The organism is Niallia sp. FSL W8-0954 (assembly GCF_038005605.1).
GTDB lineage: Bacteria > Bacillota > Bacilli > Bacillales > Cytobacillaceae > Niallia > Niallia circulans_A.
In genome coordinates, this window is record NZ_JBBOTN010000001.1 from 1,657,521 (window position 1) to 1,683,604 (window position 26,084).

The window sequence follows — 26,084 nt, forward strand, 5'->3', positions numbered from 1 at the left end:
GGTAATGTTCTTATGGATAAAAAGGTAAAAGATAAAAAAAAGGAGGAATATCGATCGGCAGAGGATAAAGCTGCTCGTTACTTCGAATCCCTTCAAAAGCAGTTAGTGGATAAGGCTTATGTGTCGCGCTTAACGAACGACTTTCAAACATGGAAAATAAACCATATTCATTCTCCATCCATCCTTAGCTATTTTTCCCGAAAAAAAAGAAAACCACGAGTAAAAGGATATCGCCCTTATATAGAGTGGTTAAACTATGCAGGCAAACTAGATAACTATTTGCATAGAAGTGTTTCCTATCTATATATGCGCGATTTAGGAAAGACGCTTTCTTCTCCTTTCACACAAGAAAGAGTTAATGAAGTAGTTGGAAAGGTGAAAAATTATTTATTAAAGAAAGAAACAAAGGAAGATAATTTTAGTGTCTCCCGTATATACAAATTAGCTAAAAAAGATGCTGTTGAACATACAATGATTTGGGTTATGGAAAAACTGAAACGAGTGACTTCACATATTCCTGCTGGGATGAGCGTAGAGCATGCCCAGCGAAAAATCTTGAAGATTCTTGCAGGGGTCTTGATGCACGAATTAGAAGAAAGAAGAACCATGGACCTTTCAGACGAAGAGCGCCAGCTACGACTAGAAAAAGCTATTAAACTAGGCTTCTATTATGGATTGACCTATCCTTTAATTGATGATTTACTTGATGCCCATATTTTATCACCGGAAGAGGAAGAACGTTATTCTGCTCTAATCCGAAGCACCTTAGAAACAGGGATAGTCCCACATTTTGGTGTGTGGCATGGAGAAAATAAAGAGCTTATTTCCTTCATCCATAAGGAGTTAAAAGAAGCATTTGAATATATGAAAAAACAGCATGATAATCAAACATGGGAGCTATTTTTAAATCAATCCTATATCTTTTTTCATTCACAAGAGGTCGACAGAAAAAAGAAATTAACTGTTAGCACATACTCTAATGAAGAAATATATATCCCAGTAATCCTTAAATCTTCTGCTTCGCGACAGATTGTTCGCTCGTTGATGAATGCACCAGAGGATGAAGGGTATAATCAAAGAACATTTTATTATGGAATTTATAATCAGCTGGCCGATGATTTAGCCGATATGTTTGAGGATAAAAGGGATGGGGCTGTAACGCCTTATACGTATTATCTGACTTATTATCAAACGAGAAAGGACTTACTTAATCCTTTTGAAATGTATTGGACCGTCATTTCCTATTTGATTCACGATGTCTACCATTCAGATTCAAAAACCCAAGAAGTCTTATTAGACCGTGCAGTTAACGGATTAAAACGACTAAAGGAAAAATTGGGAAATGAGAAATATGATGATTTAATGGGAATTCTCACAAAAGATTTTCCCGTCTTTAATCGATTATTACAGCAGATGGTGGAAAAATCAGATGATGTCGACTTTTTCGATAAGTTATTACGTGATCATATGATTAGTATTTTAAAGGAAAATCACAGAGAACAAGAAGCGTTTTCTGAAATGATTCAATCAACCCGGGTATCTATCGATAATATGCTGCCAATTACAGAAAATGCACAATTGAAAAAAGATATCGTGACAGACGCAGCAAATTATAGTCTTACTGGAAATGGAAAAAGATTACGACCGGTTATTACTAGTTTTATTGGGGAAAAAGAATGGGGATTAGATAATACCCAAATTGCCCCCCTATTACGATCAGTGGAATATATGCACACAGCTTCTCTAATATTTGACGATTTGCCATCGCAGGATAATGCCGCAATAAGGAGAGGACGACCAACGCTGCATGAAGTGTATGATACTGCAACAGCAGAATTAACTGGATTATTTCTGACACAAAAGGCAATAGAAGAACAAGCTAATTTACGTGATTTTGATGAATCCAGGGTATTACAGCTGATTCAATATACAACGAAAGCCACCGCTGATATGTGCAAAGGCCAGATAATGGATTTAGAATCACGCGAAAAACAACTATCTCTTCAAGAACTGAATACTCTATGTTTTTATAAGACGGGCCTTGGATTTGAAGCAGCACTTGTTATGCCAGCCATTTTAGCAGGAGTTCCAGAAAAGGTTAAGGATTTGCTGAAGAAATATGCTTATCATGCTGGAATTGCATTTCAAATAAAGGATGATTTACTCGATGAAGAGGGAAGTAAAGAAATATTAGGAAAAGAGTCTGGAATGGACAAAGACAATAATACATCCACTTTTGTAAGTGTGCTAGGTGTAGAAGGTGCCAAAAAGGAAATGTGGGAGCATTATTGCATAGCGTTAGATGTAGTCGATGCTATACCGAAGAAGACTAATTTTTTAAGGTACTTAGTAGATTATATGGTTAATCGAAATCGGTAATAATAAATAGATATAGATTGTTTAAAGGAGAATAATGTGATGAAAATTACCTTTTTAGGAAAATATGGAGGTTATCCTGGGAAAGAAAGTCCGACCTCTTCCTTCTTATTGGAGTCCGCTGGATTTCATTTATTGGTTGATTGTGGGAGCGGCGTGCTAGCGAAGGTGCAATCCTATGTGGATTTAAAAGATTTAGATGCGTGCATTCTTTCCCATTATCATCATGATCATATCGCAGATATAGGCGTGCTGCAATATGCTATGTTAGTGGAATCTATACTTGGAAATCGCGCAGCAGCTTTCCCAATTTATGGACATAAACAGGATAGCAAGTTTGAGGAATTAACCAACAATATTTATACAGAAGGGCGAGAAATTTCTGTAGGAAAAACATCTAATATTGGACCGTTTACTATTTCTTTTTGTGAAACGATTCATCCTGCCTACTGTTTGGCAATGAAGATCCAAGCAAATGGCAAAACCATTCTTTACACTGCAGATACAGAGTGGAAGGATGAGTTAGTAGTTTTTGCGGAAAATGCGGATCTCTTAATAAGTGAAGCAAGTATATATAAAGAACAGTTCGGCTTAGTAAAAGGACATTTAACTGGTGAAGAAGCTGGGAAGTTAGCGGAACTTGCCGGTGTAAAGCAGCTTTTATTAACCCATCTTCCCCATTATGGAGAACAGGAAAAACTGGTGGAAGAAGCAAAAGAAATTTATAGTGGTCCCGTTCAGTTGGTATATCCAGGCATGGAAATAGATTTTAAATAGCAGTAAAAAAAGTGTTGGTTTCATTTAATTGAAATCAACACTTTTTTTGCAGGGATAAATCATTTTGACAAATTCATATTCTCCACCATTAGTATACTGAAGAAATGTAGCTGCCTCTTTAAAGCCGGCTTTTTTGTATACTTTTATAGCTCGATCATTAAAGACAGCAACAGCCAAGGTGATAAAAGCTGGCGAAAAGCGTTCCTTTATATAATCGATCCCAGTGGCTAAAAAGGTATAGCCAAGTCCTTGTCCTGTTAAGTCTGGCCTTAAACCAAGACCAATATCAATTGTGTCGTTTTCTTCATGATGAATACTAAAAAAGCCAGTGAGTCGATTGTTTTCTGTAACAGCATAAACAGAGTCAGCTCTTTTTTCCCTATCAAGAAAATCTGTTAAATCCTCTTCATCCGCTTCCATATTATAAAACGCATACTTTCCATCATAATGCCAGTTAAAAGCAATTTCCTCTGCTTGCTCTTGGGTAATAAGTTGAAATGAATACATAAAAACCTCTCTTTTTTTAAATCATAACATATAGAAATATTTTGATAAATGAGAAATTACTCTTCTCTCGTCTAGTTGAACAGGCTATACTTAAGAAAATAAGAAGGGGGCATCAGACAAATGGAAAAAGAAAATCAAATTCTATTTCATATAGAAGAAACAACTATATTAGAAGTACAAAAGGCACTGGATTCGGGTCAAATTACTTCATGGGAGCTAACAAAACAATATATAGAACGAATCAAGACATTTGATTCGACGTTATGCTCCATTAGAGAAATTAATCCAGATGCATTAGCAATTGCTGCTGAACTGGATAAAAAAAGACAAGAAATGGATCAAATTGGCCCCCTTTACGGTATTCCAGTCATCATTAAGGATAATATTGATACACAGGATGCGATGGCCACAACGGCTGGCTCGATTGCCTTAGCAAATAATTTTGCCAAAGAGGATGCCTTTATTGTAAAAAAGCTGCGCGAAGCAGGAGCGATTATTATTGGCAAGGCAAATTTATCCGAGTTTGCCAATTTCATTACGGAATTAAATATGCCAAATGGTTATAGCTCATTAGGCGGCCAGGTAATGAATCCGTATGGGCCAGGAGTATGGGATGTTGGTGGTTCAAGCTCTGGCACTGGAGCAAGCATTGCTGCCAATTTTGCTGTGGTAGGAATAGGGACAGAAACATCTGGTTCGATTCTTAGTCCTGCTAGCAATAATTCCCTTGTTGGTATTAAACCAACGTTAGGTCTCATTAGCCGGACCGGAATTATTCCGCTGGCGCATAGCCAGGATACGGCAGGGCCGATGACTAGAACGGTTCAAGATGCCGCTATCTTACTGGGAATAATGGCAGGAGTGGATGAAAGAGACGAGGTGACATTAACAAGTATTGGTCAGCCTAGGGATTATACTGCATTTTTAAAAGCAGATGGTCTGAAAGGAAAAAGAATTGGAGTTGATCGTTCCTTCTTACCGGAAGAGGAAGAAGAAGTTGCATTATTTAATAAAGGCTTAGAAGAATTAACGCAGCAAGGTGCTATTTTAATAGATATGACGATCCACCGTGAAAAATTTGACTCCATTGTTCTTTATCATGAGTTTAAATATGGGATAGATAATTACCTGCGTAAATGTGCAGAAGAAGTTCCTGTCCATTCATTAAAGGAAGTAATTGAGTTTAATAAAAATCATTTAGATGTTGTAAAATATGGCCAGACTATTTTGGAATACTGTGAAACGTTAAATGGAGATTTAGCAGACCCTACCTATAAGGAACATCGGGATAAAGATATTCGATTATCCGCTTTGGAGGGCATAGATGCAGCGATAGAAAAATATGAATTAGATGGTTTAGTATTCGCGAAATATGTAGGCTGTGAGCTGCCAGCAAAAGCAGGCTATCCATCAATTACTGTACCAGCTGGTTATACCCCGAAAGGGAAGCCGATGGGATTAACCTTCACTGGAGTAGCTTATAGTGAACCGAGTCTGATTGAAATGGCCTATAGCTACGAACAAGCAATAAAGCATCGTGTCCCGCCAGCTTTAGCATGGAAAGGGCTGAAATAAGATAAATAGAGAAAGGGATGCCATTAAACTCCGTCTATTCATTCTTTTGAGAATTCCTTATTAAAAATCAAAGTAGAAGAAACAGGTTTTCACTAAAAAGCTATATTAAACTAGCCTTCTTCATCTTATTCATTAGTTAAGCTCCATTCAGGCATAAGCTAACTGGCAGGATAATATATTAATAGAAAGGGTTATTGTTTACTAGCTATCTAAATAGTTTGTCCTAGATTGATTTACGTATATAAGCTATAATAAAAACAAAAAGAAAGCTCTTACATTTAAATCGTATAACCAAAAAGAAGAGAGAAAAAACGGCTGTTAGTAGAAGATGAGTACTAACAAACGGTTAACAAAATAAGAGGATTTCATGTTTTTAAGGAGGAAAAGCAATTGACTTTATCACGTGTACTAGTTGGTGTTTTTAAAAGTTTTGAAGAAACAAAGGAACAGCCTAAGGTTCCTGAATTGAAGACTCGTTATTATAAAAAAAGCCGGGATCGCTTAATGGAAACGATTAAGAATGTAGTCGAAAGAAAACTGACAAATTGGGATCTGAAAAAAGTAGATATGGAGAGAGGAGAAATCGTACTCAGCAAAGGCTCAAGCTTAATGATTGTGACTGTTTACAAATTAGCAGGAATGCAATCAGCTGTGGATGTTTATTGCTCAAAGGAAGGGACTTTGGGTGATTTCGGCTCAAGCTATAAACATATTCAACATTTTTTTAAAGCACTTCATACAGAGATACAGCCAGAAAAAGGGTAAATGTCAATAATACTACATTCATTTGGAATGGAAGTGGATAAAAAGTGAAAATATTAATTACCGGGGCAAATCGAGGCTTGGGAATTCATCTAACTAAAACTGCTTTGAAAAGGGGACATACTGTGCTTGCAGGAGTTCGAACGGTTCAGGAAACTTCTCCTATTAATCTTTTGAAAGAACAATATCCAGATCAACTACATACATATTACCTTGATGTTACTCAGGAAGAATCAATTATCAAAGCGGCTGAACTTGCTGCCAAGGATGTTGGAGCCATTGATGGGATTATTAATAATGCAGGAGTGTTAACAGAACGAGGGAAAAAGATCGAAGAATTAGATTTCGAGCATGTCCAATTTACGATGGACGTCAATGTATTAGGACCAATGAGAGTAGTGAAGCATTTTCTTCCGCTTATACATAAAGGCGAGGATAAAGCTATTATTAATATTTCTTCCGAAGCAGGAAGTATCCAAAACGCCTATGGAGGAGATTTCCCGTACGGTATTTCCAAAGCGGCACTGAATATGTTTAGTGTTCAATTATCAAGATATGTAAAAGAAAAGAATATTACGGTATATGCTATTCATCCTGGCTGGATCAAAACGGATATGGGTGGGGAAGATGCAACAGGCTATCCAGACGATTCGGCAAAGGGGATATTAGATATTTTAGAAGGAAAAATCGTCGGAACGAGTGAATTAGGTTTTATTGATTTTAGAGGACGGGAAATGAAAATCTAAGTAATATATAGATAGTATCAGAAATGGGCGGCGCGATGCAAAGCTATTTCTGATTTTTTTATGTATGGAAACTCTTTTAAACGAAATGATAAAAGAAAAATCCCCACTTTTTGTAGATTCCCATTATAATAGAAATATTATTTATAATATTCTGTTGATTTGTTTTGGAAGTTAAACGAAATGATAAAAGAAAAATCCCCACTTTTTGTAGATTCCCATTATAATAGAAATATTATTTATAATATTCTGTTGATTTGTTTTGGAAGGAGAATCTGATGAACAAGGAAAAAATCGTAACAATGCAGCTTTTAAATCAAAAACATATGGAAGAACTGCTTTCTCTAGCGACTATTGTCGGCTGGGATTATGATAAGCAAGAAATCCGCACTTTACTTGCTTCGGGGACGGTCTTTGGGCATGTTAATGATAAACATACGGTGGTATCCTGTGCCGCAATTATTCCATATGGAAGCAATTTGGCATCTATCGGTATGGTTATTGTTCATCCAGATTATCGTGGAATTGGTTTAGCCAAGGAGTTATTAGTTACATGTATGAATCAGGTTTCAAAAGATTCTGCCCTTATGTTAATTGCCACGCGAGAAGGAAGACCAGTTTATAAAAAATTGGGATTTAATGATTATAGTCATGTGACGAAACTACTTGGAGAAGGGCAGCAGTGCAGACAATCGCTAAATGGTTATACGATAAGCCCATATCAGTCAAAAGATTTTAAAGAAATGCTCAAATTGGACAAAGAGGCATTTGGCTGTGAGAGAGACCTGTTTCTAAAGAATAGATTTGAGCAGGCAAAAGAAGTAATAGTGATAAAGAAAAGTAATTTGATTGTTGGCTATGCTGCTGCTGTAAAAAAGCCTGCTAATCTAGTGATAGGTCCCGTTGTTGCTCAAAATGATGAACAGGCTATGCTTCTTATACAAACAATCATCTCTAACAATAGGGGGATGATAAGAATGGACCTAGTAGAAGGGAAAAAAGAGATAATAAAAGCACTCGTAGAATTAGATTTTCAAGAAAAGGATCGTCCTCCGGTAATGGTTAAAAATAGCGAAGCGTTTCCTGAGAGAAATGGCAGTCTTTATGTAATTGCAGCCCAGGCTTATGGATAAAGGATTTAGATTTGCCAAATAAGAAAGAGGTTTTTGGATGAGTATAAAGTTAGAAGAATTATTAAAGCTCCCTTCCCTGCGTGAGGCAAAAGTAGTTGCAGGGAAAGAGGGACTAACAAAGCTAGTTTCCTCTATTTCGGTTTTAGAATATACGGATGTAGCTTCTCTGAAGGAAGATTTGTTTAATAATGATGAGTTTTATGGAAGTGAAATTGCTATTTCTGCCTTAATCATGATTAAAGATGATGTTGAGGCACAATGCAGAACAATTGAGCATTTGCATAAAGTAGGGGAAATTGGCTTAATCTTATATTATGTCGGTGTTTTTCTCCCGAAAATTGATGAGAAAGTTATCGAATTAGCAGATACACTCGGTTTTACATTAATTGTTATGCCTGAAAAGCAAATGTCTTTGCGTTATAGTGAAGTTATATATGAAGTCATTGAAGCGATTGTAAAGAATGAGATGGCTTCCCCTAGCTTTGTAAGTGAGATGGTTGAGCAAATATCTGGAGTACCACTTCCACAAAGAAATATGGACACTGTCTTAAAAATACTGGCTGACCGTACTCGTTCTTCTCTTGTATTAGCCAATAAAAATAACCAGGTGATCCATGCAGTCACATGGCCAAGAACAAGTACAATGAATATCTTTGAAACAGTTGAGCAATATAAAGAATTGTCTGTTGACCAAGTTTTGGTGAAAAGAAATGGCGACCATCCTTTATATATATCAAAAAAAGTAATTGCCCAAGAAGGAATCCCTTTTTTAAATTTATATATTTTGAAGGAAAAGGATCCTTTAGTTCTTGATACAGCTGTTCAATTAGCAGAAGTCGTGCAAGTATTTATTAATTTATGGGGAAAACACTACGATGAAATAAGTACAGCAGAGCTAATGAAGGCGATTATGAACGATGAAAGTGTAAAGATGCGACGTCTGGCCAATATATTAAATATTGATGTCACAGCTATCCATATGATGTGGATTGTGGAAACGAACAATATGGAGGAAGAGCAACTGCTGAAGAAAGTAAAAGAATACGTCAGACAGAATTATCATGTTTCATTGGTTGATTTTTATAATGGTTTTCTTATTATCCTAGTAGATGATTCTATTATTCAAGAAGATCCCTTTCAGTCAGCAAATCGATTGTTAGCTTTGTTGGATGAAAAGGAACAGAACTTTACGATAACTATTTGTCAAAATATGAACAATACAACAGAGGTTCAGCAAGCATATACGAACTGTAATGAGTATTTACGGATAGCAAAAATTATTTATCCATATAAAAAAATATTTACCCTGCAAGAAATGAATTTTTCTTTAGAGTGTTTTCAGATTATTAATAGTGGAGAATTGGCAATTGAGAAAATATTGCAGCCTATTTCGCCTATAAGAGAACATGGCAACCAAGCAGAAGAGCTTTTAAGTACACTTACGGTATATTTATTAGAAGGTAATAATCGTTTTCAGGAAACAGCTGATATTCTTTACTTACATAAAAATACGATAAAATATCGAATTCAAAGGATAATCGAAATTCTCAAATATCCTGTTACGAAATCACCAGAAGTTTTTCAGTTATACAAAGCTGTCGCTGTTTATCGAATGTTAGCACAAATAAAAGAGCAATAGAAAAAAGAGCATTTTTGTTCAATTAAACAAAGAATGCTCTTTTTATTTTTCGGTTCAGCTAAATACATATAGTTTCGTTATCGATATAATAAGTTTTAATTAAATAAAGGAGGCGTGAAAATGAGTGACAACAGAGACGGAAATCAGGAGGCACAATCATGGCAGAGTCTAGCTTTTCTATGGACGGGCTCGATGATTTGTATACCTAGTTTATTAATAGGCGGTACACTAGTTAGTGGTATGCCTTTATGGGAAGCTGTCCTAGTCGGGTTATTAGGGTATGGAATTATTGTTGTTTTAATGATCTTTCAAGGAATACAAAGCAGTGATATACACAAGCCGACCGTTAGTGTCGCTTCGCAAGTTTTTGGAGAACAAGGCTCAAAGAAAATAATTTCGATTATATTAGCTGTTGCATGTCTGGGCTGGTTCGGAATACAAGCAAATGTGTGTGGGGCAGCATTTTCCCAATTTTTAAGCGTATATGGGATTAATCTGCCAGTACCGCTTTCTTCCCTCATATGGGGCATCATTATGCTGTTATCAGCCATTTACGGGATAAAAATACTGAATATTCTAAATTACGTTGCAGTTCCTATTTTGCTTGCAGTCTGTGTCTATGCAGTTGCGGTTTCTTTAATGGGTGACGGTGTTGCACAAATAAAAAATTATCTGCCGGCTGGATCCATGTCCTTTTTATCTGGACTTTCTATTACGATTGGTTCATTTGCGTTAGGTGCAGTTATTGCAGGGGATTATTCTCAATATGCGAAATCACGTAAAGATGTTGGCAAAGCTGCATTTATTGGGATATTGCCTTCTGGAGTCTTAATGATCACTGTTGGCGCTATATTGACCCTTACTGCTGGAACTGCTGATATTACAAGTGTATTTACAGAACTAGGACTACCTGTTTTGGGAATTATTGCTCTTATCTTAGCAACCTGGACTACGAATGCAGTAAATGCCTTTTCTGGTGGAATTGCCATTATCAATGTATTTAATATTTCAAAAGAAAAAGAACGGATAGCAGTTGCGATTGCAGGTGGTGTAGGCACACTTCTTGCTGTGGTTGGAATTTTAGATTATTTTATTCCGATTATGTCCGTGCTTTCTGCCATGATTCCTCCTGTCGCAGGGGTAATGATTGCTTCTTATTGGGTTATTCAAAAAGGGGACAAATCAAAATGGGCTAGTAAAGCAGGAATAAATTTCTTAGGAGTAATCTCTTGGCTTGTTGGGGCAGCGATTGCAGGCATTCCTGTTATCTTCTCTTTTTTTCCAAGCTTACCACAGCTACCAAATCAGCCATTGATTGGAATGGTTATTTCCTTTGTATGTTATCTAGTAGCCAGAAATATTATCGTTCAAAAACAAGTATCTATTAATCAATAATCACAACTGGAGGGAATCACATGCGATATTTAGATGAAGAAGCGATTGAAAATATAGCAGTTGGAGCAGCATTTCTAGGTACAGGGGGTGGAGGGGACCCTTACATAGGAAAAATGATGGCTCTTTCAGCGATAAAAGAAAATGGTCCCGTTCAACTTTTGTCACCCGAAGAAGTAGAAAATGATGATTTTTTTATCCCAGCGGCAATGATGGGGGCTCCATCTGTGTTGATAGAGAAATTTCCAAAAGGTGATGAATTCGTACGTGTATTTAAAAAACTAGGTCAATATTTAAATAAAGAAGTAAAGGGAACATTTCCCATGGAAGCAGGGGGAGTCAATTCCATGATTCCTATTGTAGTTGCTGCACAGTTAGGATTGCCGCTCATTGATTGTGATGGAATGGGACGGGCATTTCCAGAACTACAAATGGTAACCTTCCATCTAAATGGCGTTTCTTCTACGCCGATGGCTATAACAGATGAAAAAGGAAATATCGGTATTATGGAAACAATTGATAATAAATGGACAGAACGGATTGCTAGAGTAGCTACCGTTGAAATGGGTGCAAGTTCATTAGTTAGTATTTATCCATGTACAGGGGAGCAGTTAAAAAAATATAGTGTGAAAAATATTATTACCTTATCTGAAACAATTGGACAAATTATCCGCTCCAATACAAAGGATGAATTAACCAAACTACACGAACTCTTAGATACTACTAGTGGATATCATTTGTTTGATGGAAAAATTATAGATGTTGAACGAAATACAATGGGAGGGTTTAATAGGGGCTGTGTAACATTAGATGGATTGGAGCAATTTACCGGAGAAGAAGTACAAGTATTTTTCCAAAATGAAAATTTAGTAGCCCAAAAAAATGGTAAACCATTAGCTATGACTCCTGACCTCATTTGTTTAGTAGATTTAGAAACATTAAATCCAGTTACGACAGAAGCGCTGAAATATGGAAAAAGAGTGAGGCTGCTGGCATTGCCTTCTGATCCCCAGTGGAGAACAGAGAAAGGGATTGAAACAGTAGGACCAAAGTATTTTGGTTACGATATTTCCTATACACCATTAGAGGATCTTGTGAGAAAGGAAGTGTGATAGATGTATAAAGTAGGAATTGATGTTGGGGGAACAAATACAGATGCTGTTATACTTGATGAAGGTTTAAATTTAATCCATCAAGTAAAAATGCCTACAAGTGAAGATATCGAGTCAGGGATTGTCTCTTCTTTAAAAAGAGTATTAGAAGAAGCAGGGATTGATAGAAAAAAAGTAACCCATGCGATGTTAGGAACTACTCAGTGTACAAATGCTATTGTGGAAAGAAAAAAACTAGCTAAAGTAGGTGTGATTCGACTGGGATATCCTGCAACGGCCTCTGTCCTTCCTTATACTGCTTGGCCAAAGGAAATGGTTTCTGTCTTAACGGGAGAGTATCGCTTAGCCGGAGGCGGGTATGAGTATGATGGACAAGTACTGTCTAGCTTTTCAGAGGAAGAAATCCGCTCCATTTTAAAGGAATGGAAAGGAAAAGTAGAAGCAATAGCAGTTGTTGGTGTTTTTTCTTCCTTGAAAAACGATCAAGAACTTCGAGTAGCCGATTTAGTGGCAGAAGTGATGGGAGAAGAAACCCCAGTATCTTGTTCTTCCTTAATTGGTTCTGTTGGATTAATTGAAAGGGAAAATGCAACGATATTAAATAGTGCTTTATTTAAGGTTATTGCAGCAACAAGCAATGGCTTTGAAAATGCATTAAGAGAAGAAGGAATAACAGATGCCCAAGTATTTCTCTGCCAAAATGATGGAACATTGATGTCGATAGAGTATGCTCGGAAATTTCCCATTTTAACGATTGCATGTGGACCAACTAATAGCATTCGTGGGGCATCTTATTTAGCTGGGATTAAAGATGCGATGGTATTAGATGTAGGTGGAACGACATCGGATATTGGTGTCTTAACAGCCGGATTTCCGCGTGAGTCTTCGCTTGCAGTAGATGTAGGCGGAGTCCGAACAAATTTCCGTATGCCGGATATTGTATCCATTGGATTAGGCGGAGGAAGTATTGTCCGAAACGTGAATAATGAAGTAACGATTGGACCAGACAGCGTAGGTTACCGAATTACTGAAGAAGCGCTTGTCTTCGGGGGGGAAACACTCACAACAACGGACATTGCAGTACGGTTAGGAGTTGCAGAGATAGGAAATCCAGAATTAGTGAAACATATTGATGAAGAATTCGCTCAACAAGCATACGCGAAAATAGCCGCAATGACGGAAGAAGCAATTGATAAAATGAAAACAAGTAATAATGATGCCACGGTTGTTTTAGTAGGAGGCGGGAGCATCATTATCCCAAGACAGTTAAAAGGGGTAAAAGAAATCATTCATAATGAGAATGGTGCGGTTGCCAATGCAATAGGCGCATCCATTTCGCAAATCAGCGGACAATATGAGCAAATATATATCTATTCACAAACTCCTCGTGATGAGGCGCGAAAAGATGCGGAAGAAAGAGCGAAACAGCAAGCAATATTAGCTGGTGCAAAAGTGGAAACAATTGAACTTGTAGAAATAGAAGAAATTCCGTTAGCATATCATCCAGGAAATGCGACAAGACTAAGAGTAAAGGTAGTAGGAGAACTAACGTAATGTTAGCTGATTAAAACAAATGGACTGCAAGAAGAAAGAGAAAATGAGTGCCTCATTTTCTCTTTCTCTTTATATGTGCCATGATATCAGATTTTAAATAGATTCTTTCTTTATTGCCAACATTGAGCGGTTCTAGAATCCCCTTTTTTACACAGTCATGGATATATTGCCGTGTACATCCTAATAATTCGGTAACCTGTGAGGTAGAAACTAATTCTTCTTCTAAAAACTTTCTAAATTCCATATCACTTTTAAATTGAATCATAAAAATCGTCCCAATCTTTATAGTATATTATTATGTAACTATTCAATACCCAAAATTTTAACTAACTAATCATTTCTATTAAATGAAGATATCTTAACGAACCATAAAGTCAGTCTGCTTTCTTTTTCGAGACCCACTTTCTATTTATCTAACGGATAAAAGCATATATTTTCCAAAAAAAAATAGATATAATGAGAGGGAGAAATTTCGAATTAAGTATGCCAAGAAGTGGAGGGTAATATGTTCAAAAATAAGTTGGGCAAGGTAAGATCTGGATGGATTATTGTGCTAGCCTTAGCAACAACAACAATTATTCAATCTTTATTAATGATTCCAGGGACGGTTCTCACTGTAGTGTTGCAAATGGTGACGGATCCAAATAGTTTGAATGAAAATGTGGAAGATGTGATAGAATCATCTCCTTGGTTTATTCTTTTTACTCAAGGGATTGGCTTAATTGGCGGTATAGGAATGCTGTTTTTATTGTGGAAATTTGTGAATAAGAAAAAGATCAAAGAGATGGGGTTTGGGCATTTTACTTCCGATTTCTTTATTGGGTTAATTCTTGGTGCGGTTTCTATTATTTTTATCTTTTTACTGTTACTAGTTACTAAGAATATAGAGCTGACAAATTCAATTAGTTCACCGAACTTTTCAGCCTATACCATTTCCTATCTACTGTTTTTTATTTTAGTCGGTTTTTCAGAGGAATTGACCTTCAGAGGTTATATTATGTCTACACTTACCGATAACGAAAATTCAAAATGGGTAGTATATATCGTTTCGTCATTAATTTTTGGGATAGCTCATTTATTAAATCCACATGTAGCGGCTCTTGGAATTATCAATATTTTTCTTGTAGGACTTTTATTTGCTTATATGTATGATAAGACAAAAAGCCTTTGGATGCCAATTGGCTATCATATAACATGGAATTATTTCCAAGGGAATGTGTTTGGTTTTCCAGTCAGTGGTACCACTCCCCATGGTCTATACGGAATAGATGTTTCCGTGGGAAATGATTGGCTAACAGGTGGTTCTTTTGGTCTGGAAGGCGGTTTTTTAGCGACAATCATTATTGTTCTTGGATTCGTTATTACGAATTTATTTACAAAGAAAAGGTAATTTTCAATAAGCATATTATAAAGTTAAATTAATATTGTCATAGAATAATTAATGAATCTGCGATATAATAAATCGAGCTAAACAATAGCATAGTAAAAATCCGTTTCGGCGGTGGAGGTTCTAGCTACCCTCTTTAAAAAACTAAGAAAAAACAGTACTACTTTCTTAGTAGTGCTGTTTTTTCTATATGAAGGAGATTTGCAAAATGAAAAACGAAAAAGCGGTTGTTGTATTTAGTGGGGGTCAAGATAGCACTACTTGTTTATTTTGGGCTATAAAAAATTTCAAAGAAGTAGTAGCTGTAACGTTTGACTATAATCAAAGACATATTACAGAGATTGAATGTGCACAGAAAATCACCGAAGAGCTTGGCATTAAACACCATATTCTTGATATGTCTCTGCTAAATCAGCTGGCGCCAAATGCATTAACAAGAGACGATATTGCAGTCGAAGATGGCAAGGAAGGAGAGCTGCCTTCCACATTTGTTCCAGGACGAAATTTATTGTTTATGTCGTTTGCTGGTGTATTAGCAAGTCAAATACAAGCAAAACATATTGTAACAGGTGTATGTGAGACAGATTTTAGCGGCTATCCAGACTGTCGTGATATCTTTGTTAAATCATTGAATGTAACATTAAATCTTTCTATGGATAAACAATTTGTCATTCATACTCCACTTATGTGGTTAAATAAGGAAGAAACATGGAGATTTGCGGATGAGTTAGGTGCTTTTGACTTTGTTCGTGAAAAAACACTAACATGCTACAACGGAATTGTGGCAGATGGCTGTGGAGAATGTCCTGCTTGTAAGCTGCGTAAAAAGGGATTAAATGATTATCTCGCTGTTCGAAAGGGGTTATAAGAGAATGCATGACTTTCGAATAGTAGATAGATTGCAAAAATTTGGGGAAGATATTTCTTCTAAGCAATTAAAATATCATTGCAAACGTGTTATGGTTAGTAAAGAGTTTACCTTTGATGCGGCACATCACCTGCATGCTTATGAAGGAAAATGTATGAATCTTCATGGACATACATACAAGGTCGTTTTTGGAATAAGTGGATATTTAGATAACCGAGGATTAATGATAGACTTTGGTGACATTAAAAAAATATGGAAAAACGAGATTGAAATTTACTTAGATCATCGCTACTTGAATGAAACTCTGCCACCGATGAATACAACAGCCGAAAATATGGTATATTGGATCTTTGAAAAAATGGCAGAGGCTTTGAATAAAGATGAGATAAAGCAAGCAGATAATGGGGCGAGAGTAGAATTTGTTCGTCTCTATGAAACTCCTACTAGTTATGCAGAAATGAGAAGGGAGTGGATGGAGAGTGAGTAAAGTACCTGTTATGGAGATTTTTGGACCAACGATACAAGGAGAAGGAATGGTCATTGGCCAAAAAACGATGTTTGTCAGAACAGCTGGCTGTGATTATTCCTGCGCTTGGTGTGATTCTGCCTTTACTTGGGATGGCAGCGGTAAAGAGCTGATTAAGCAAATGCAGGCAGAGGAAATATGGGGGGAACTAGTTCGACTAGGGGGATACGGATTTTCTTTTGTCACCCTTTCAGGAGGAAATCCCGCCCTCTTGAAAAATCTTTCCTTTCTGGTAAATTTATTAAAGGAAAAGGAAATAAAGATTGGCCTTGAGACACAAGGGAGCAAATGGCAAGATTGGTTTATAGATATTGATGAACTAACTATTTCTCCTAAGCCGCCAAGTTCTAAAATGAATACGGATTTTGACATGTTGGATTCCATTGTGCAAAGATTAAGAAATGCTAATCGAAGTACTCATATTAGCTTAAAAGTTGTTGTATTTTCTGATGAAGATTACAACTATGCCAAAAAAGTGCATTTGCGTTATCCTGACATTCCTTTTTTCTTGCAAGTTGGGAATGAAGATAATAAAACGACTGATGATACTAAATTAGTCGAGCATTTATTGGCGAAGTATGAGTGGTTGATTGATAAAACTATGCTTGATCATCAATTCAAAAATGTGAAGGTACTTCCACAGCTACATACGTATATTTGGGGAAATAAGCGTGGAGTGTAGATAGTCGGGAAGGATTTTAGGAGGATTTTAGAATGAGTAAAATTAATACTCCTCAAATAGAGGAGGCTATTCGCTTACTATTAGAAGCAGTTGGAGAAGATCCAAATAGAGAAGGATTATTAGATACTCCAAAACGGGTAGCGAAAATGTATGAAGAGGTTTTTTCTGGTCTTACCATCGATCCAAAAGAGTATTTTGAAACGATTTTTCATGAAGACCATGAAGAATTGGTATTAGTAAAGGATATTCCTTTTTACTCCATGTGCGAGCATCACTTAGTCCCTTTTTACGGGAAAGCACATGTTGCCTATATCCCGAAAGGCGGAAGAGTGGCTGGGTTAAGTAAGCTTGCCCGAGCAATAGAGGCAGTTTCAAAACGCCCTCAGCTTCAGGAACGAATAACGTCCACTGTGGCAGATACAATGATGGAAACACTTGAGCCTCATGGAGTAATGGTCGTGGTAGAGGCAGAGCATATGTGTATGACCATGCGTGGAGTGAAAAAGCCTGGTGCTAAAACAGTTACATCAGCTGTACGAGGTGTATTTCAGACTGACAGTGATAAGCGCACAGAAGTTTTTGCGATGATTAAATAAGATAATAAAAAAGCAAAGCACCTTAGAAGGAGCTTTGCTTTTTTATTATGCCATATTCTCACTAGTATCTATTTCATTCGACTGATACTGTTTTGTATCTAATTCACCAAGTGTTTTACTTGTTACAACACCTGACACCATTGATCCACTTACATTTAGAGCAGTACGACCCATATCAATTAATGGTTCAACAGAAATTAATACACCAGCCAAGGCTACTGGTAAGTTTAAAGTAGAAAGAACGATCAATGTTGCAAATGTTGCTCCTCCGCCCACTCCAGCAACCCCAAAAGAACTGATCATAACGACAATAATTAATGTCGCGATGAAAGATGGGGATAAAGGATTGATTCCTTGTGTTGGTGCAATCATGACTGCAAGCATTGCAGGGTAGATACCAGCACAACCATTTTGGCCAATCGAAACTCCGAAGGATGCAGAGAAGTTAGCAATAGATTCCGGTACACCTAATTTATTCCTCTGTGCTTCAATATTTAAAGGCATTGTTCCTGCACTTGTACGTGATGTGAATGCAAAAGTAAGTACAGGCCAAACTTTTTTCACATATTGTTTTGGGCTAAGTCCCATAATCGCAAGAATAATTAAATGAATAATAAACATTGCTATTAAGGCAACATAGGACGCAATAACAAATTTTCCTAGTTTCACAATTGCATCAAGGTTACTTCCTGCAACTGTCTTTGCCATAAGCGCAAGTATTCCATATGGAGTTAATCGCAGTACTAATGTTACAATTCGCATCACTATTGTATGTAATGATTCAACGATTTTTTGGAAGAAAGCTGCTTGCTCTGGATTTTTTCTTCTAATCCCTAGGAATGCAACGCCAACAAATGCCGCAAAAATTACTACCGCAATAGTAGAAGTTGGTCTTGCACCAGTTAAATCTTGAAATGGATTAGCTGGTAAAAAGCTAAGAATTTTCTGTGGTACAGTTGTGCTTTGGACTTCCCCCAAAGATTCTTCTAATTGCTGTCCGCGAAGAACTTCAGCATCTCCAGCGTTTACATCAATTGCTTTTAAGTCAAAACCTGCAGCAGATGCGATCCCGATTCCTGCAGCTATAGCTGTTGTTAGTAATAATGTTCCGATTACGAGACCACTAATTTTCCCAAGGTTAGCTGATTTTTCTAATTTCGTGAAGGCCGCCACAATGGAAATAAAGACTAGTGGCATAACGATCATTTGTAACAGTTTTACATATCCGTTTCCAACTAATCCGAACCAATCATTTGTAACCGTGATTACTTCTGAAGTCGGTTCAAAAAATAACTGTAAGATGGCCCCAAATAATACACCTAGTCCTAAAGCGGTAAACACGCGTTTAGAGAAGGATATATGTTTCTTTTGCATATAGAATAGAACACTAAGCAAAATAAGTAATATAATAATGTTTAAAATAGCATAAAGATTCAATGCTATGTCCTCCTTTTATTGTAATTCCTATAGGTTAAATAGGGATTGCATAATTTCTTTAAAAGACTAACACTAATTGCCTCATTTGTAAATATAATTTTCAAAAAATAAAGAGGTTTTTATGAAGTGAACAGTACTATTCTGTTAAAATAATAGAAAATAGTTTTTTGGGGGGATAGGATGTTTGTACTCGATTACCAATCTCCAATTGGAGTAATAGAGATAACTGGAACAGAAAAGGCAATTTATTCGATCTTATTTTCAGAGAAAGAGTCGCCAGAGAACCAGATAGATGATCAGACGCCTCAGGTTTTAATGACATGTTATAAACAGCTTGATGCTTACTTTAATGGAAATAGTCAAGATTTTTCTTTTCCTATTGCAATGGATGGGACTCCATTTCAAAGGCAAGTATGGAATGCTTTAACTAGTATTCCCTATGCAGCAACGGGATCGTATAAGGATATTGCAAATAGCATCGGTAACGAAAAGGCAGTTCGTGCGGTGGGAAGTGCAAATGGCAGGAATAAACTATGCATTGTCATTCCATGTCATCGAATAATAGGAGCGAATGGAATGCTGACTGGCTATGCGGGTGGTTTATGGAGAAAGGAATGGCTGCTTAGTCATGAGCAGAAATGGAAAACTATCACTATATAATAGGACAAAGACAAAACTCCATCGATGGTACTTTCCCTTTAGCTATGGGTTAGTTGTGCAGGTTAATGAAAAGTATCCGATTCTTATTGAATCGGATACTTTTCTGCTTCTCATTTAGAACTAATAAAGCTCTATTGAAGTACCAGCTCCACCTACGCTGTGTACAGTGATAACCACTAATGTTATCCAACCTATTTTTCATTATAAATGAAAACGATTTCAAAATCAAATATTGTGAAGTGGTGAACTATTTTCAGAATATTATTTCTTTTTTTAGTAAGATGTTTTTTTGTTCGTTAAATATAGATGTTAATGGAAGAGAATAATTTTCTGTTTTCTGTAAAACTTATAAAAAAGGAGTGATTTGGATGAACGAACAAAACGGAGCGAATATCCCTGATTTTGGCCAAATAAATGATCACATGATGAATGCTGATTCAGATAAGACAAGTGTATCGATTAAGACAAGTTTAGATCCTAAAAATGTGCTAGAAGATAATCCTTATTTTGATAAAACCAAAACATATAGTAAAGAAGAGTTGGAAAAATTCAAGAAATTTTTTGGAGGATAAGTAGCAAAATTCCACCTATAAATTCATAATGATAGTGTCATACTCCTTGGCAGCTGATGAAAAACATGTTCATACATATTAACAGCTGGAAAGGAGTAATTTTTATTCTTAGTCTATCAAGCATATTTAGAGCTTCTTTACTTGCATTTTTATATAGAAAATGATTAAATGTATATACTTGTTTTTATACTATATGGTATAAAAATTTTTTATACAGAGTGATTTGTTTTTTCTCATAACTATGGACCATAAAATTAATCGTTTATATATAGTGTTTGTAAAATTGAAGGGAGGAAGTAGCAAATGGGGATTGTGGTTGTAGAAATTTGTGATGGAAGTTTGATCACTTCAATAAATTTAGAAGAAATACTAGAATCTAAATATCCAGAAGTAGCCGTGATTGAAAGCAGCTGTCTTTCCTTTTGTGGAATGTGTGCAAAACGTCCTTATGCAATTGTAAACGGAAAAAGAATTTTTGCAAAAACTACTGAGGAATGTCTTGAATTAATAATGAAACAAATTGAAGCAGAATTAGCTGTATTTGCTTAATAGAAGAAATAATAGAAAAGGGAAGTCTTAAGAATTAATTTCTTGATGACTTCCCTTTTCTATTATTGTAAGTCTTTTCTAAGAAAAAGTCTTTATACCACTACTAACGAGGAATCATGCTGGGAAACAAACTTTACGACAAACTTACAGTGATTGTCTCCTTCTGTTCGGCAGTATGTTCTCGTAACATCCTCTGCATGGAGAACTTTTTTGAGCATTTCTGTCTCACATTTACAGGCTATTTTAAACTCCTTTGCTACCTCGAGGATAGGACAATTATATTCTGTTATTTCAAAAGTATGGTCGTCCACTTTTGTTAAATCAGCCATATATCCTTTTTCATTTTGAATAGTAATCATTTCTTGCATTTTTTCAGCAGGATCTTTGTCATCCATACGTGAAATATACTCTTTTGTTAGACGTTCTTCTCGTTTGTTGAATAATTGCTGAACCGAATCTTTTCCATACAGTTCTTTAACGTCGTGTAATAAATCGATGCTGATTCCTTCATAACTCTTTGGAAAAAACTGTTCTGCTTTTTCCGCCAAAGTAAAGCTTTGAATAGGTCGGCCCATTGGCTGTTTGATAAATTCGGATTGGATTAAACTATCTTTTTCTAATATTGTTAAGTGCTTTCGCACAGCCATATGTGTTATTTGCAGACGATCGGTAAAATCGTTTACCGTTAAGGAACCCTCTTTCTTAAGAAGATACAGAATTTTATCTTTTGTCGTTTTTTGTGTTGGAACCATTTTAAACCTCCATTCTATTTCATTGGAGAAAAAAATCAAAAAGATTTTTAAAGGTATAGAAATTAATTATACCAGAAAGTATAAAATGTTGAAAGTAGTTACCTGTACAAGAGTCAGTGCATAAGATTAGGTTAGTTAGTAAAAAAACATCCACCAATTTAGGCCAAAGTAATTGATTTTTTTTTATGGATGGTTTATTGTTTAAATATACTTTTTAAACTAATAAGTATAAAAAATAAAAAAATGGAGGAAACACAAATGACTACATATTCATTACCAGCTTTATCATACGAATTTAATGCTTTAGAACCACATATTGATCAGAAAACGATGGAAATTCATTATGGAAAACATCATCAAACATACGTTAGTAATTTAAATGCTGCACTGGAAGGACAGGATGCATTACAAGCAAAATCTTTAGAAGAGTTATTAAGCAATCTGGATGAAGTTCCAGAACAAATCAGAACTGCTGTAAGAAACAATGGTGGTGGGCACTTAAACCATTCCTTATTTTGGGAAGTAATTGCCCCAGCTTCGGGTGCTAATACTCCTTCTGGTGAATTAGCAGAAGCAATGAATAAAGCTTTTGGAAGCTTTGATGAATTCAAGCAGCAATTTACTGCTGCTGCTACTACTCGATTTGGATCTGGTTGGGCTTGGCTGGTTGTTGATAAAGAAGGCAACTTAAAAGTAACAAGCACGCCAAATCAAGATAATCCAATTATGGATGGCGAACGTGCTATTTTAGGATTGGATGTATGGGAGCATGCTTACTATTTAAATTACCAAAACAGAAGACCTGAATACATTTCCAATTTCTTCTCTATTGTTAATTGGAGTGTAGTAGCTGATAAATTTGCTAATAATAACTAATCAGATAGATGAAGATAAGATGTTTCCTGCTTATCTTTAAGCTTGGAGGAAAATATGAAGCTTGTAGGAGTTTCCGGATCGTTAGTTGGTTCTAAAACAGCTAAGGCGGTTAATGAGGTTTTAGTTGCTGCCAAGGCACTTGATCCAACTATTCAAGTGGAATTAATTGATTTAAGAGAATATGAGATCGAATTTGTGAATGGAGTGCCATTAAGTTATTATAATGATGATACGATTAAAGTGGTCAATACTATTTTGAGTGCAGATGCTCTTGTGATTGGAACACCAGTATATCAAGCTTCCATTTCAGGTGTATTAAAAAATCTCTTTGATCATCTACCGGTCGATGCATTTAAATCAAAAGTAACAGGAATGGTTATCACGGGTGGTACAGATAAACATTTTCTTGTGATGGAATATCAATTAAAACCAATTCTTACGTATTTTAAAGCACTGGTTACCGTGCAAAATGTATTTGTTCATAACGATTATTTCGATGAAGAGAATGAAATTACAGACAATGATGCCAAAGAGCGAATGATTAAATTGGCTGAGGAAATTATTTATTTGCTGCGGTAGTTATCATTTAGAAATGTTCTAAAAAGGCAGATTCTGCGAAGTTAGCAGGTCTGTCTTTTTTTGTATTTAAAGAGCGTACTGCTTCTCAAAAATTCAAGTTGAAAGGAAAAATCGTTTCTTTCTGATTTTTAAATACAGTTAGTTGTTAATAATGGTGTAATGAAAGGGAAAGGTTAATATAAACATTAACTTTGTTTAGATGATTTACTAAGTGATAAATAAGATTAACATATTCATTAACTTAATGCATCAAAAATATATTAAGATTTATATGAAAGTTATTGACAACGCTTACAGATGATTGTATAAATAACTTATGAGATATTTTATAAAAAGGTTGTTTTTAAAAATGTTGTTCTCTTTTTTGGGGGATTCAACACAACTTGAGACTATCAGTAAATAAACAACAAACTTTGTAAAAATCGCCTTTTGCTATTAAGTTGTATTATAGTGTCATGTAAAAAGGGAGGGGAGGAATGACAAAACAAATAAACTGTCGATATGTTGGTGAAAAGGAAAGTAATTTTGAATTAAATGCTACATAAAGAGAACAAAGTAAGTCTACGCTTAAAGTGATAGAAATGCAGATTAGTATTATCCTTTTTGTTTTATAAAAGAAATTAAAAATAGGGGAGAATATAAAATGAAAAAAGTAAAAATATTACTTTCAAGTTTTGTGATTTTCAGTATGTTGCTTTTAGGTGCATGTTCAAGTAGCAGTAGCAGTAATGCGGATGGGAAGAAAGAAATAACGTTTATGTTTAGAGGAGGGCCAGATGAGAAAACGGCTTATACTGAAGCGATTAAAAAGTTTGAAGAATCGCATGAGGACGTGAAGGTGAAAATCATTAATACAGATGCTGATCAATATGCTACTAAATTATCTGCTGCTGTTTCCGGTGGGAATGTACCCGATGTTTTTTATCTTGATTCTGGAAGTATCGCAAATTATGTTGATAATGGCATCATTAAAGATATTACAGAAGAAGTTGAAAATGCAGATTTTGATTTAGATAGTATTTGGAAATTTGGTGTAGACATCTATCGCTATGATGGAAAAACGCCTGGTCAGGGTGCGCTTTATGGATTACCAAAAGATATCGGTCCATTTGCGCTAGGTTATAACAAAGACATGTTTGAAGAAGCCGGAATTCCGTTGCCAGATAAAGATAAAGCCTATACTTGGGATGAATTCTTGAAAATTAGTCAAGAATTAACAAAAGATACAAATGGTGATGGCGAAGTTGATCAATGGGCAAGCGGTTTTAATGCCACATGGACTCTGCAATCATTTGCTTATAGTAATGGGGCGTCCTTTTTAAATGATGCTGGAGATACTGTAACAGTTGACACACCAGAATTTGCAAGTTCTTTGCAGTTCCTTGCCGATTTAACTAATAAATATAATACAACACCAAATGCTTCACAAGCAGAAACATTGGACACATACCAAAGATGGATGAATGGCGAATTGGCTTTCTTCCCAGTAGGTCCATGGGATATGAGTACATATGCCAAACTAGATTTTGAATATGATCTCATGCCATGGCCATCTGGTACAACAGGAAAATCAGTCGCATATGTTGGTTCTCTAGGATTAGTAGTTTCAGAGACTACAAAATATCCTGATTTAGCGACTGAATTGGCCATTTACTTGTCTGCAGATGAAAATGCACAACAAACATTATTAGATGCTAAAGTGCAAATTCCGAATTTAATTGATATGGCTGAAGAATGGGCTAACGATACAGAAACGGTTCCAAATAACAAGAAAGAATTTTTAGATATTGTTCGAGATTATGGTGTTCCGTACCCAACTTTCGCTACCTATAACTCTCAATGGTTAGATGAATTCTGGTCGAATATTACTCCTGTGATGCAAGGAAAACAGACTGCAGCTGATTTCGTAAAAGAAATACAGCCTAAAATGCAAAAACTTTTGGATGAAGCCAACGAACAAGCGAAAATGTCTAAATAACTAGGATGTCTTATTACTAAGAGTAACCTCACGAACTTCAAGTGGAACTTCTTGTGAGGTTCTCTGCTTTTAAGACATCACCAATCGTTAAAGAGGTGATAATATGTCCAGTGTGATAGCTACAAATAGTGAAAAAAATAAAAATCCGAAAATAAAACCAAAAAGAAAAACTAGTAACTTATATAAGCAAGAACATAGAGTTGCACTGATGTTTGTGGCTGCTCCAATTATTGGGTTCCTATTATTCTCTGTTTATCCATTTGCTTATTCTGTATATGCATCTTTTACAGATTGGAATGGCTTGAATAGGATGAACTTTGTCGGCTTGGATAACTTTATTAAACTATTTAAAGATGAATATTTCTATCAAACTCTCTATAATACAGTTTTTTATATGATAGGAATTCCCATTGGATTAGGATTGGCATTGCTGCTCGCAATGGCTTTGAGCAGGGGGCTGAAAGGGACTACTGTTTTTAGAACGATCTACTATATTCCTGTTATCTCTTCTCTGGCGGCGATATCCATCATGTGGGCATGGGCTTATAATGGAGATTTTGGATTGATTAATCAATTTTTAGATTTATTTGGCATTAAGGGCCCGAACTGGTTAGAAAATACTGCAACTGTTAAACCTGCAATTATCCTGATGGCAGTATGGAAAGGGTTAGGTTATTCGATGCTGCTTTATTTAGCTGCAATTCAAAGTGTTTCTAAAACCTATTATGAAGCGGCTGATCTAGATGGTGCAAATTCTTTCCAAAAATTTAAAAGTATCACATGGCCAATGGTTAAACCGGTAACGTTTTTCTTAGTTATTACAAACATAATTGGCGGATTCCAAATCTTTACTGAAATTAACATTATGACCCCGACTGGTGGTCCATCTTATAGTGCAGCGTCTATTGTTTGGTACGTATGGCAAAAAGCATTCAAATATTATCAAATGGGATATGGTTCAGCAATGTCACTTATTCTATTTATCTTTATCTTTATCGTAACTGTTATTCAATTTTATTTTAATAGAAAATCAGATTATAGTTTGGATTAAG

26 protein-coding genes and 1 riboswitch are annotated in these 26,084 nt (G+C 35.8%); of the genes, 22 read left to right on the top strand and 4 right to left on the bottom strand.

The window, feature by feature from the left end:
* Positions 1–12 precede the first annotated feature (12 nt).
* On the top strand, positions 13–2,379 hold the full coding sequence (locus tag NX902_RS08115; RefSeq protein WP_341160680.1) for a polyprenyl synthetase family protein: 2,367 nt from the start codon (positions 13–15) through the stop codon (positions 2,377–2,379).
* A 39-nt stretch (positions 2,380–2,418) separates the two neighbouring features.
* Positions 2,419–3,153 carry an MBL fold metallo-hydrolase gene (locus tag NX902_RS08120; RefSeq protein ID WP_171509486.1) on the top strand — a complete coding sequence of 245 codons (735 nt, stop codon included), beginning with the start codon at positions 2,419–2,421 and terminating at the stop codon, positions 3,151–3,153.
* A 24-nt stretch (positions 3,154–3,177) separates the two neighbouring features.
* On the opposite strand, the gene NX902_RS08125 is transcribed toward NX902_RS08120, so the two are convergent.
* Positions 3,178–3,660, bottom strand: coding sequence for a GNAT family N-acetyltransferase (locus NX902_RS08125; protein ID WP_123257356.1), 483 nt, complete (start codon positions 3,658–3,660; stop codon positions 3,178–3,180).
* A gap of 120 nt (positions 3,661–3,780) precedes the next feature.
* Between NX902_RS08125 and NX902_RS08130 the strand changes: the two genes are divergently transcribed.
* From NX902_RS08130 to NX902_RS08165, 8 genes are all read left to right on the top strand, one after another.
* Positions 3,781–5,235: an amidase family protein gene (locus NX902_RS08130; protein WP_163186664.1), complete on the top strand. Its 1,455-nt coding sequence runs from the start codon at positions 3,781–3,783 to the stop codon at positions 5,233–5,235.
* 390 nt (positions 5,236–5,625) lie between these two features.
* Positions 5,626–6,000, top strand: a complete 375-nt coding sequence (locus NX902_RS08135) for a hypothetical protein (RefSeq protein WP_163186662.1) — start codon at positions 5,626–5,628, stop codon at positions 5,998–6,000.
* A 44-nt stretch (positions 6,001–6,044) separates the two neighbouring features.
* On the top strand, positions 6,045–6,743 hold the full coding sequence (locus NX902_RS08140) for an SDR family oxidoreductase (RefSeq protein WP_163186660.1): 699 nt from the start codon (positions 6,045–6,047) through the stop codon (positions 6,741–6,743).
* Positions 6,744–7,018: 275 nt separating this feature from the next.
* Complete coding sequence (locus tag NX902_RS08145; protein ID WP_095334048.1) at positions 7,019–7,873, top strand: GNAT family N-acetyltransferase; 855 nt, start codon at positions 7,019–7,021, stop codon at positions 7,871–7,873.
* A 37-nt stretch (positions 7,874–7,910) separates the two neighbouring features.
* On the top strand, positions 7,911–9,512 hold the full coding sequence (locus NX902_RS08150; protein WP_341160681.1) for a PucR family transcriptional regulator: 1,602 nt from the start codon (positions 7,911–7,913) through the stop codon (positions 9,510–9,512).
* A 120-nt stretch (positions 9,513–9,632) separates the two neighbouring features.
* Entirely contained in the window at positions 9,633–10,907 is a 1,275-nt protein-coding gene (locus NX902_RS08155; RefSeq protein WP_095334044.1) for a cytosine permease, read from the top strand.
* Positions 10,908–10,927: 20 nt separating this feature from the next.
* A complete protein-coding gene (locus NX902_RS08160) occupies positions 10,928–12,016 on the top strand; it encodes a DUF917 domain-containing protein (RefSeq protein WP_095334042.1) in 1,089 nt (362 codons plus the stop codon).
* 3 nt (positions 12,017–12,019) lie between these two features.
* Positions 12,020–13,570, top strand: a complete 1,551-nt coding sequence (locus tag NX902_RS08165; RefSeq protein WP_095334040.1) for a hydantoinase/oxoprolinase N-terminal domain-containing protein — start codon at positions 12,020–12,022, stop codon at positions 13,568–13,570.
* Between the two features lie 52 nt (positions 13,571–13,622).
* Here NX902_RS08165 and NX902_RS08170 read toward each other — a convergent pair whose 3' ends face one another.
* Positions 13,623–13,835, bottom strand: coding sequence for a helix-turn-helix transcriptional regulator (locus NX902_RS08170; protein WP_095334038.1), 213 nt, complete (start codon positions 13,833–13,835; stop codon positions 13,623–13,625).
* Between the two features lie 240 nt (positions 13,836–14,075).
* Here NX902_RS08170 and NX902_RS08175 point away from each other — a divergent pair, with 240 nt between their 5' ends.
* From NX902_RS08175 to folE, 5 genes are all read left to right on the top strand, one after another.
* On the top strand, positions 14,076–14,960 hold the full coding sequence (locus NX902_RS08175; RefSeq protein WP_095334037.1) for a CPBP family intramembrane glutamic endopeptidase: 885 nt from the start codon (positions 14,076–14,078) through the stop codon (positions 14,958–14,960).
* A gap of 108 nt (positions 14,961–15,068) precedes the next feature.
* Positions 15,069–15,111: riboswitch (PreQ1 riboswitch) on the top strand.
* 36 nt (positions 15,112–15,147) lie between these two features.
* A complete protein-coding gene (queC, locus tag NX902_RS08180) occupies positions 15,148–15,825 on the top strand; it encodes a 7-cyano-7-deazaguanine synthase QueC (RefSeq protein WP_123257358.1) in 678 nt (225 codons plus the stop codon).
* Between the two features lie 4 nt (positions 15,826–15,829).
* On the top strand, positions 15,830–16,312 hold the full coding sequence (gene queD, locus NX902_RS08185; RefSeq protein ID WP_095334033.1) for a 6-carboxytetrahydropterin synthase QueD: 483 nt from the start codon (positions 15,830–15,832) through the stop codon (positions 16,310–16,312).
* The gene (gene queE, locus NX902_RS08190) at positions 16,305–17,033 is read left to right on the top strand and encodes a 7-carboxy-7-deazaguanine synthase QueE (protein ID WP_095334031.1); all 729 of its coding nucleotides are present in this window, start codon (positions 16,305–16,307) and stop codon (positions 17,031–17,033) included. The genes queD and queE overlap by 8 nt, the downstream gene beginning before the upstream one ends.
* A gap of 32 nt (positions 17,034–17,065) precedes the next feature.
* Entirely contained in the window at positions 17,066–17,629 is a 564-nt protein-coding gene (folE, locus tag NX902_RS08195; RefSeq protein ID WP_163186655.1) for a GTP cyclohydrolase I FolE, read from the top strand.
* A gap of 45 nt (positions 17,630–17,674) precedes the next feature.
* Here the strand turns inward: folE and NX902_RS08200 are convergent, their stop codons facing one another.
* Complete coding sequence (locus NX902_RS08200; RefSeq protein ID WP_095334028.1) at positions 17,675–19,066, bottom strand: L-cystine transporter; 1,392 nt, start codon at positions 19,064–19,066, stop codon at positions 17,675–17,677.
* A gap of 180 nt (positions 19,067–19,246) precedes the next feature.
* On the opposite strand from NX902_RS08200, the gene NX902_RS08205 reads away from it, so the two are divergent.
* The 3 genes from NX902_RS08205 (at position 19,247) to NX902_RS08215 (ending at position 20,847) form a co-directional block, all read left to right on the top strand.
* Positions 19,247–19,726 carry a methylated-DNA--[protein]-cysteine S-methyltransferase gene (locus tag NX902_RS08205; RefSeq protein ID WP_163186653.1) on the top strand — a complete coding sequence of 160 codons (480 nt, stop codon included), beginning with the start codon at positions 19,247–19,249 and terminating at the stop codon, positions 19,724–19,726.
* Positions 19,727–20,094: 368 nt separating this feature from the next.
* Complete coding sequence (locus NX902_RS08210) at positions 20,095–20,298, top strand: hypothetical protein (protein ID WP_095334024.1); 204 nt, start codon at positions 20,095–20,097, stop codon at positions 20,296–20,298.
* Between the two features lie 303 nt (positions 20,299–20,601).
* A complete protein-coding gene (locus NX902_RS08215) occupies positions 20,602–20,847 on the top strand; it encodes a DUF1450 domain-containing protein (protein ID WP_047941554.1) in 246 nt (81 codons plus the stop codon).
* A 92-nt stretch (positions 20,848–20,939) separates the two neighbouring features.
* On the opposite strand, the gene NX902_RS08220 is transcribed toward NX902_RS08215, so the two are convergent.
* Positions 20,940–21,599 (bottom strand): helix-turn-helix transcriptional regulator, encoded by a 660-nt coding sequence (locus tag NX902_RS08220; protein ID WP_095334023.1) that lies wholly within the window; start codon positions 21,597–21,599, stop codon positions 20,940–20,942.
* Positions 21,600–21,857: 258 nt separating this feature from the next.
* On the opposite strand from NX902_RS08220, the gene NX902_RS08225 reads away from it, so the two are divergent.
* The 4 genes from NX902_RS08225 to NX902_RS08240 all read left to right on the top strand — a co-directional run bounded on the left by NX902_RS08225 (position 21,858) and on the right by NX902_RS08240 (position 26,083).
* Complete coding sequence (locus NX902_RS08225; RefSeq protein ID WP_095334021.1) at positions 21,858–22,475, top strand: superoxide dismutase; 618 nt, start codon at positions 21,858–21,860, stop codon at positions 22,473–22,475.
* Positions 22,476–22,529: 54 nt separating this feature from the next.
* Positions 22,530–23,054 (top strand): NADPH-dependent FMN reductase, encoded by a 525-nt coding sequence (locus NX902_RS08230; RefSeq protein WP_095334019.1) that lies wholly within the window; start codon positions 22,530–22,532, stop codon positions 23,052–23,054.
* A gap of 643 nt (positions 23,055–23,697) precedes the next feature.
* Positions 23,698–25,032 carry an ABC transporter substrate-binding protein gene (locus NX902_RS08235; RefSeq protein ID WP_095334017.1) on the top strand — a complete coding sequence of 445 codons (1,335 nt, stop codon included), beginning with the start codon at positions 23,698–23,700 and terminating at the stop codon, positions 25,030–25,032.
* 208 nt (positions 25,033–25,240) lie between these two features.
* Entirely contained in the window at positions 25,241–26,083 is an 843-nt protein-coding gene (locus NX902_RS08240) for a carbohydrate ABC transporter permease (RefSeq protein WP_235850359.1), read from the top strand.
* Position 26,084: the final 1 nt, after the last annotated feature.

Bases quoted from the DNA above. Each gene is read 5' to 3' on its own strand.
- NX902_RS08165 (WP_095334040.1), top strand. From the start codon at position 12,020: ATGTATAAAGTAGGAATTGATGTTGGGGGAACAAATACAGATGCTGTT.
- NX902_RS08130 (WP_163186664.1), top strand. From the start codon at position 3,781: ATGGAAAAAGAAAATCAAATTCTATTTCATATAGAAGAAACAACTATA.
- queC (WP_123257358.1), top strand. From the start codon at position 15,148: ATGAAGGAGATTTGCAAAATGAAAAACGAAAAAGCGGTTGTTGTATTT.
- NX902_RS08210 (WP_095334024.1), top strand. From the start codon at position 20,095: ATGAACGAACAAAACGGAGCGAATATCCCTGATTTTGGCCAAATAAAT.
- queD (WP_095334033.1), top strand. From the start codon at position 15,830: ATGCATGACTTTCGAATAGTAGATAGATTGCAAAAATTTGGGGAAGAT.
- NX902_RS08220 (WP_095334023.1), bottom strand. From the start codon at position 21,599: ATGGTTCCAACACAAAAAACGACAAAAGATAAAATTCTGTATCTTCTT.
- NX902_RS08235 (WP_095334017.1), top strand. From the start codon at position 23,698: ATGAAAAAAGTAAAAATATTACTTTCAAGTTTTGTGATTTTCAGTATG.
- NX902_RS08125 (WP_123257356.1), bottom strand. From the start codon at position 3,660: ATGTATTCATTTCAACTTATTACCCAAGAGCAAGCAGAGGAAATTGCT.
- NX902_RS08150 (WP_341160681.1), top strand. From the start codon at position 7,911: ATGAGTATAAAGTTAGAAGAATTATTAAAGCTCCCTTCCCTGCGTGAG.
- NX902_RS08215 (WP_047941554.1), top strand. From the start codon at position 20,602: ATGGGGATTGTGGTTGTAGAAATTTGTGATGGAAGTTTGATCACTTCA.
- NX902_RS08205 (WP_163186653.1), top strand. From the start codon at position 19,247: ATGTTTGTACTCGATTACCAATCTCCAATTGGAGTAATAGAGATAACT.
- NX902_RS08175 (WP_095334037.1), top strand. From the start codon at position 14,076: ATGTTCAAAAATAAGTTGGGCAAGGTAAGATCTGGATGGATTATTGTG.
- NX902_RS08155 (WP_095334044.1), top strand. From the start codon at position 9,633: ATGAGTGACAACAGAGACGGAAATCAGGAGGCACAATCATGGCAGAGT.
- NX902_RS08230 (WP_095334019.1), top strand. From the start codon at position 22,530: ATGAAGCTTGTAGGAGTTTCCGGATCGTTAGTTGGTTCTAAAACAGCT.
- NX902_RS08120 (WP_171509486.1), top strand. From the start codon at position 2,419: ATGAAAATTACCTTTTTAGGAAAATATGGAGGTTATCCTGGGAAAGAA.
- NX902_RS08160 (WP_095334042.1), top strand. From the start codon at position 10,928: ATGCGATATTTAGATGAAGAAGCGATTGAAAATATAGCAGTTGGAGCA.
- NX902_RS08240 (WP_235850359.1), top strand. From the start codon at position 25,241: ATGTTTGTGGCTGCTCCAATTATTGGGTTCCTATTATTCTCTGTTTAT.
- NX902_RS08145 (WP_095334048.1), top strand. From the start codon at position 7,019: ATGAACAAGGAAAAAATCGTAACAATGCAGCTTTTAAATCAAAAACAT.
- NX902_RS08225 (WP_095334021.1), top strand. From the start codon at position 21,858: ATGACTACATATTCATTACCAGCTTTATCATACGAATTTAATGCTTTA.
- NX902_RS08170 (WP_095334038.1), bottom strand. From the start codon at position 13,835: ATGATTCAATTTAAAAGTGATATGGAATTTAGAAAGTTTTTAGAAGAA.
- NX902_RS08115 (WP_341160680.1), top strand. From the start codon at position 13: ATGGATAAAAAGGTAAAAGATAAAAAAAAGGAGGAATATCGATCGGCA.
- folE (WP_163186655.1), top strand. From the start codon at position 17,066: ATGAGTAAAATTAATACTCCTCAAATAGAGGAGGCTATTCGCTTACTA.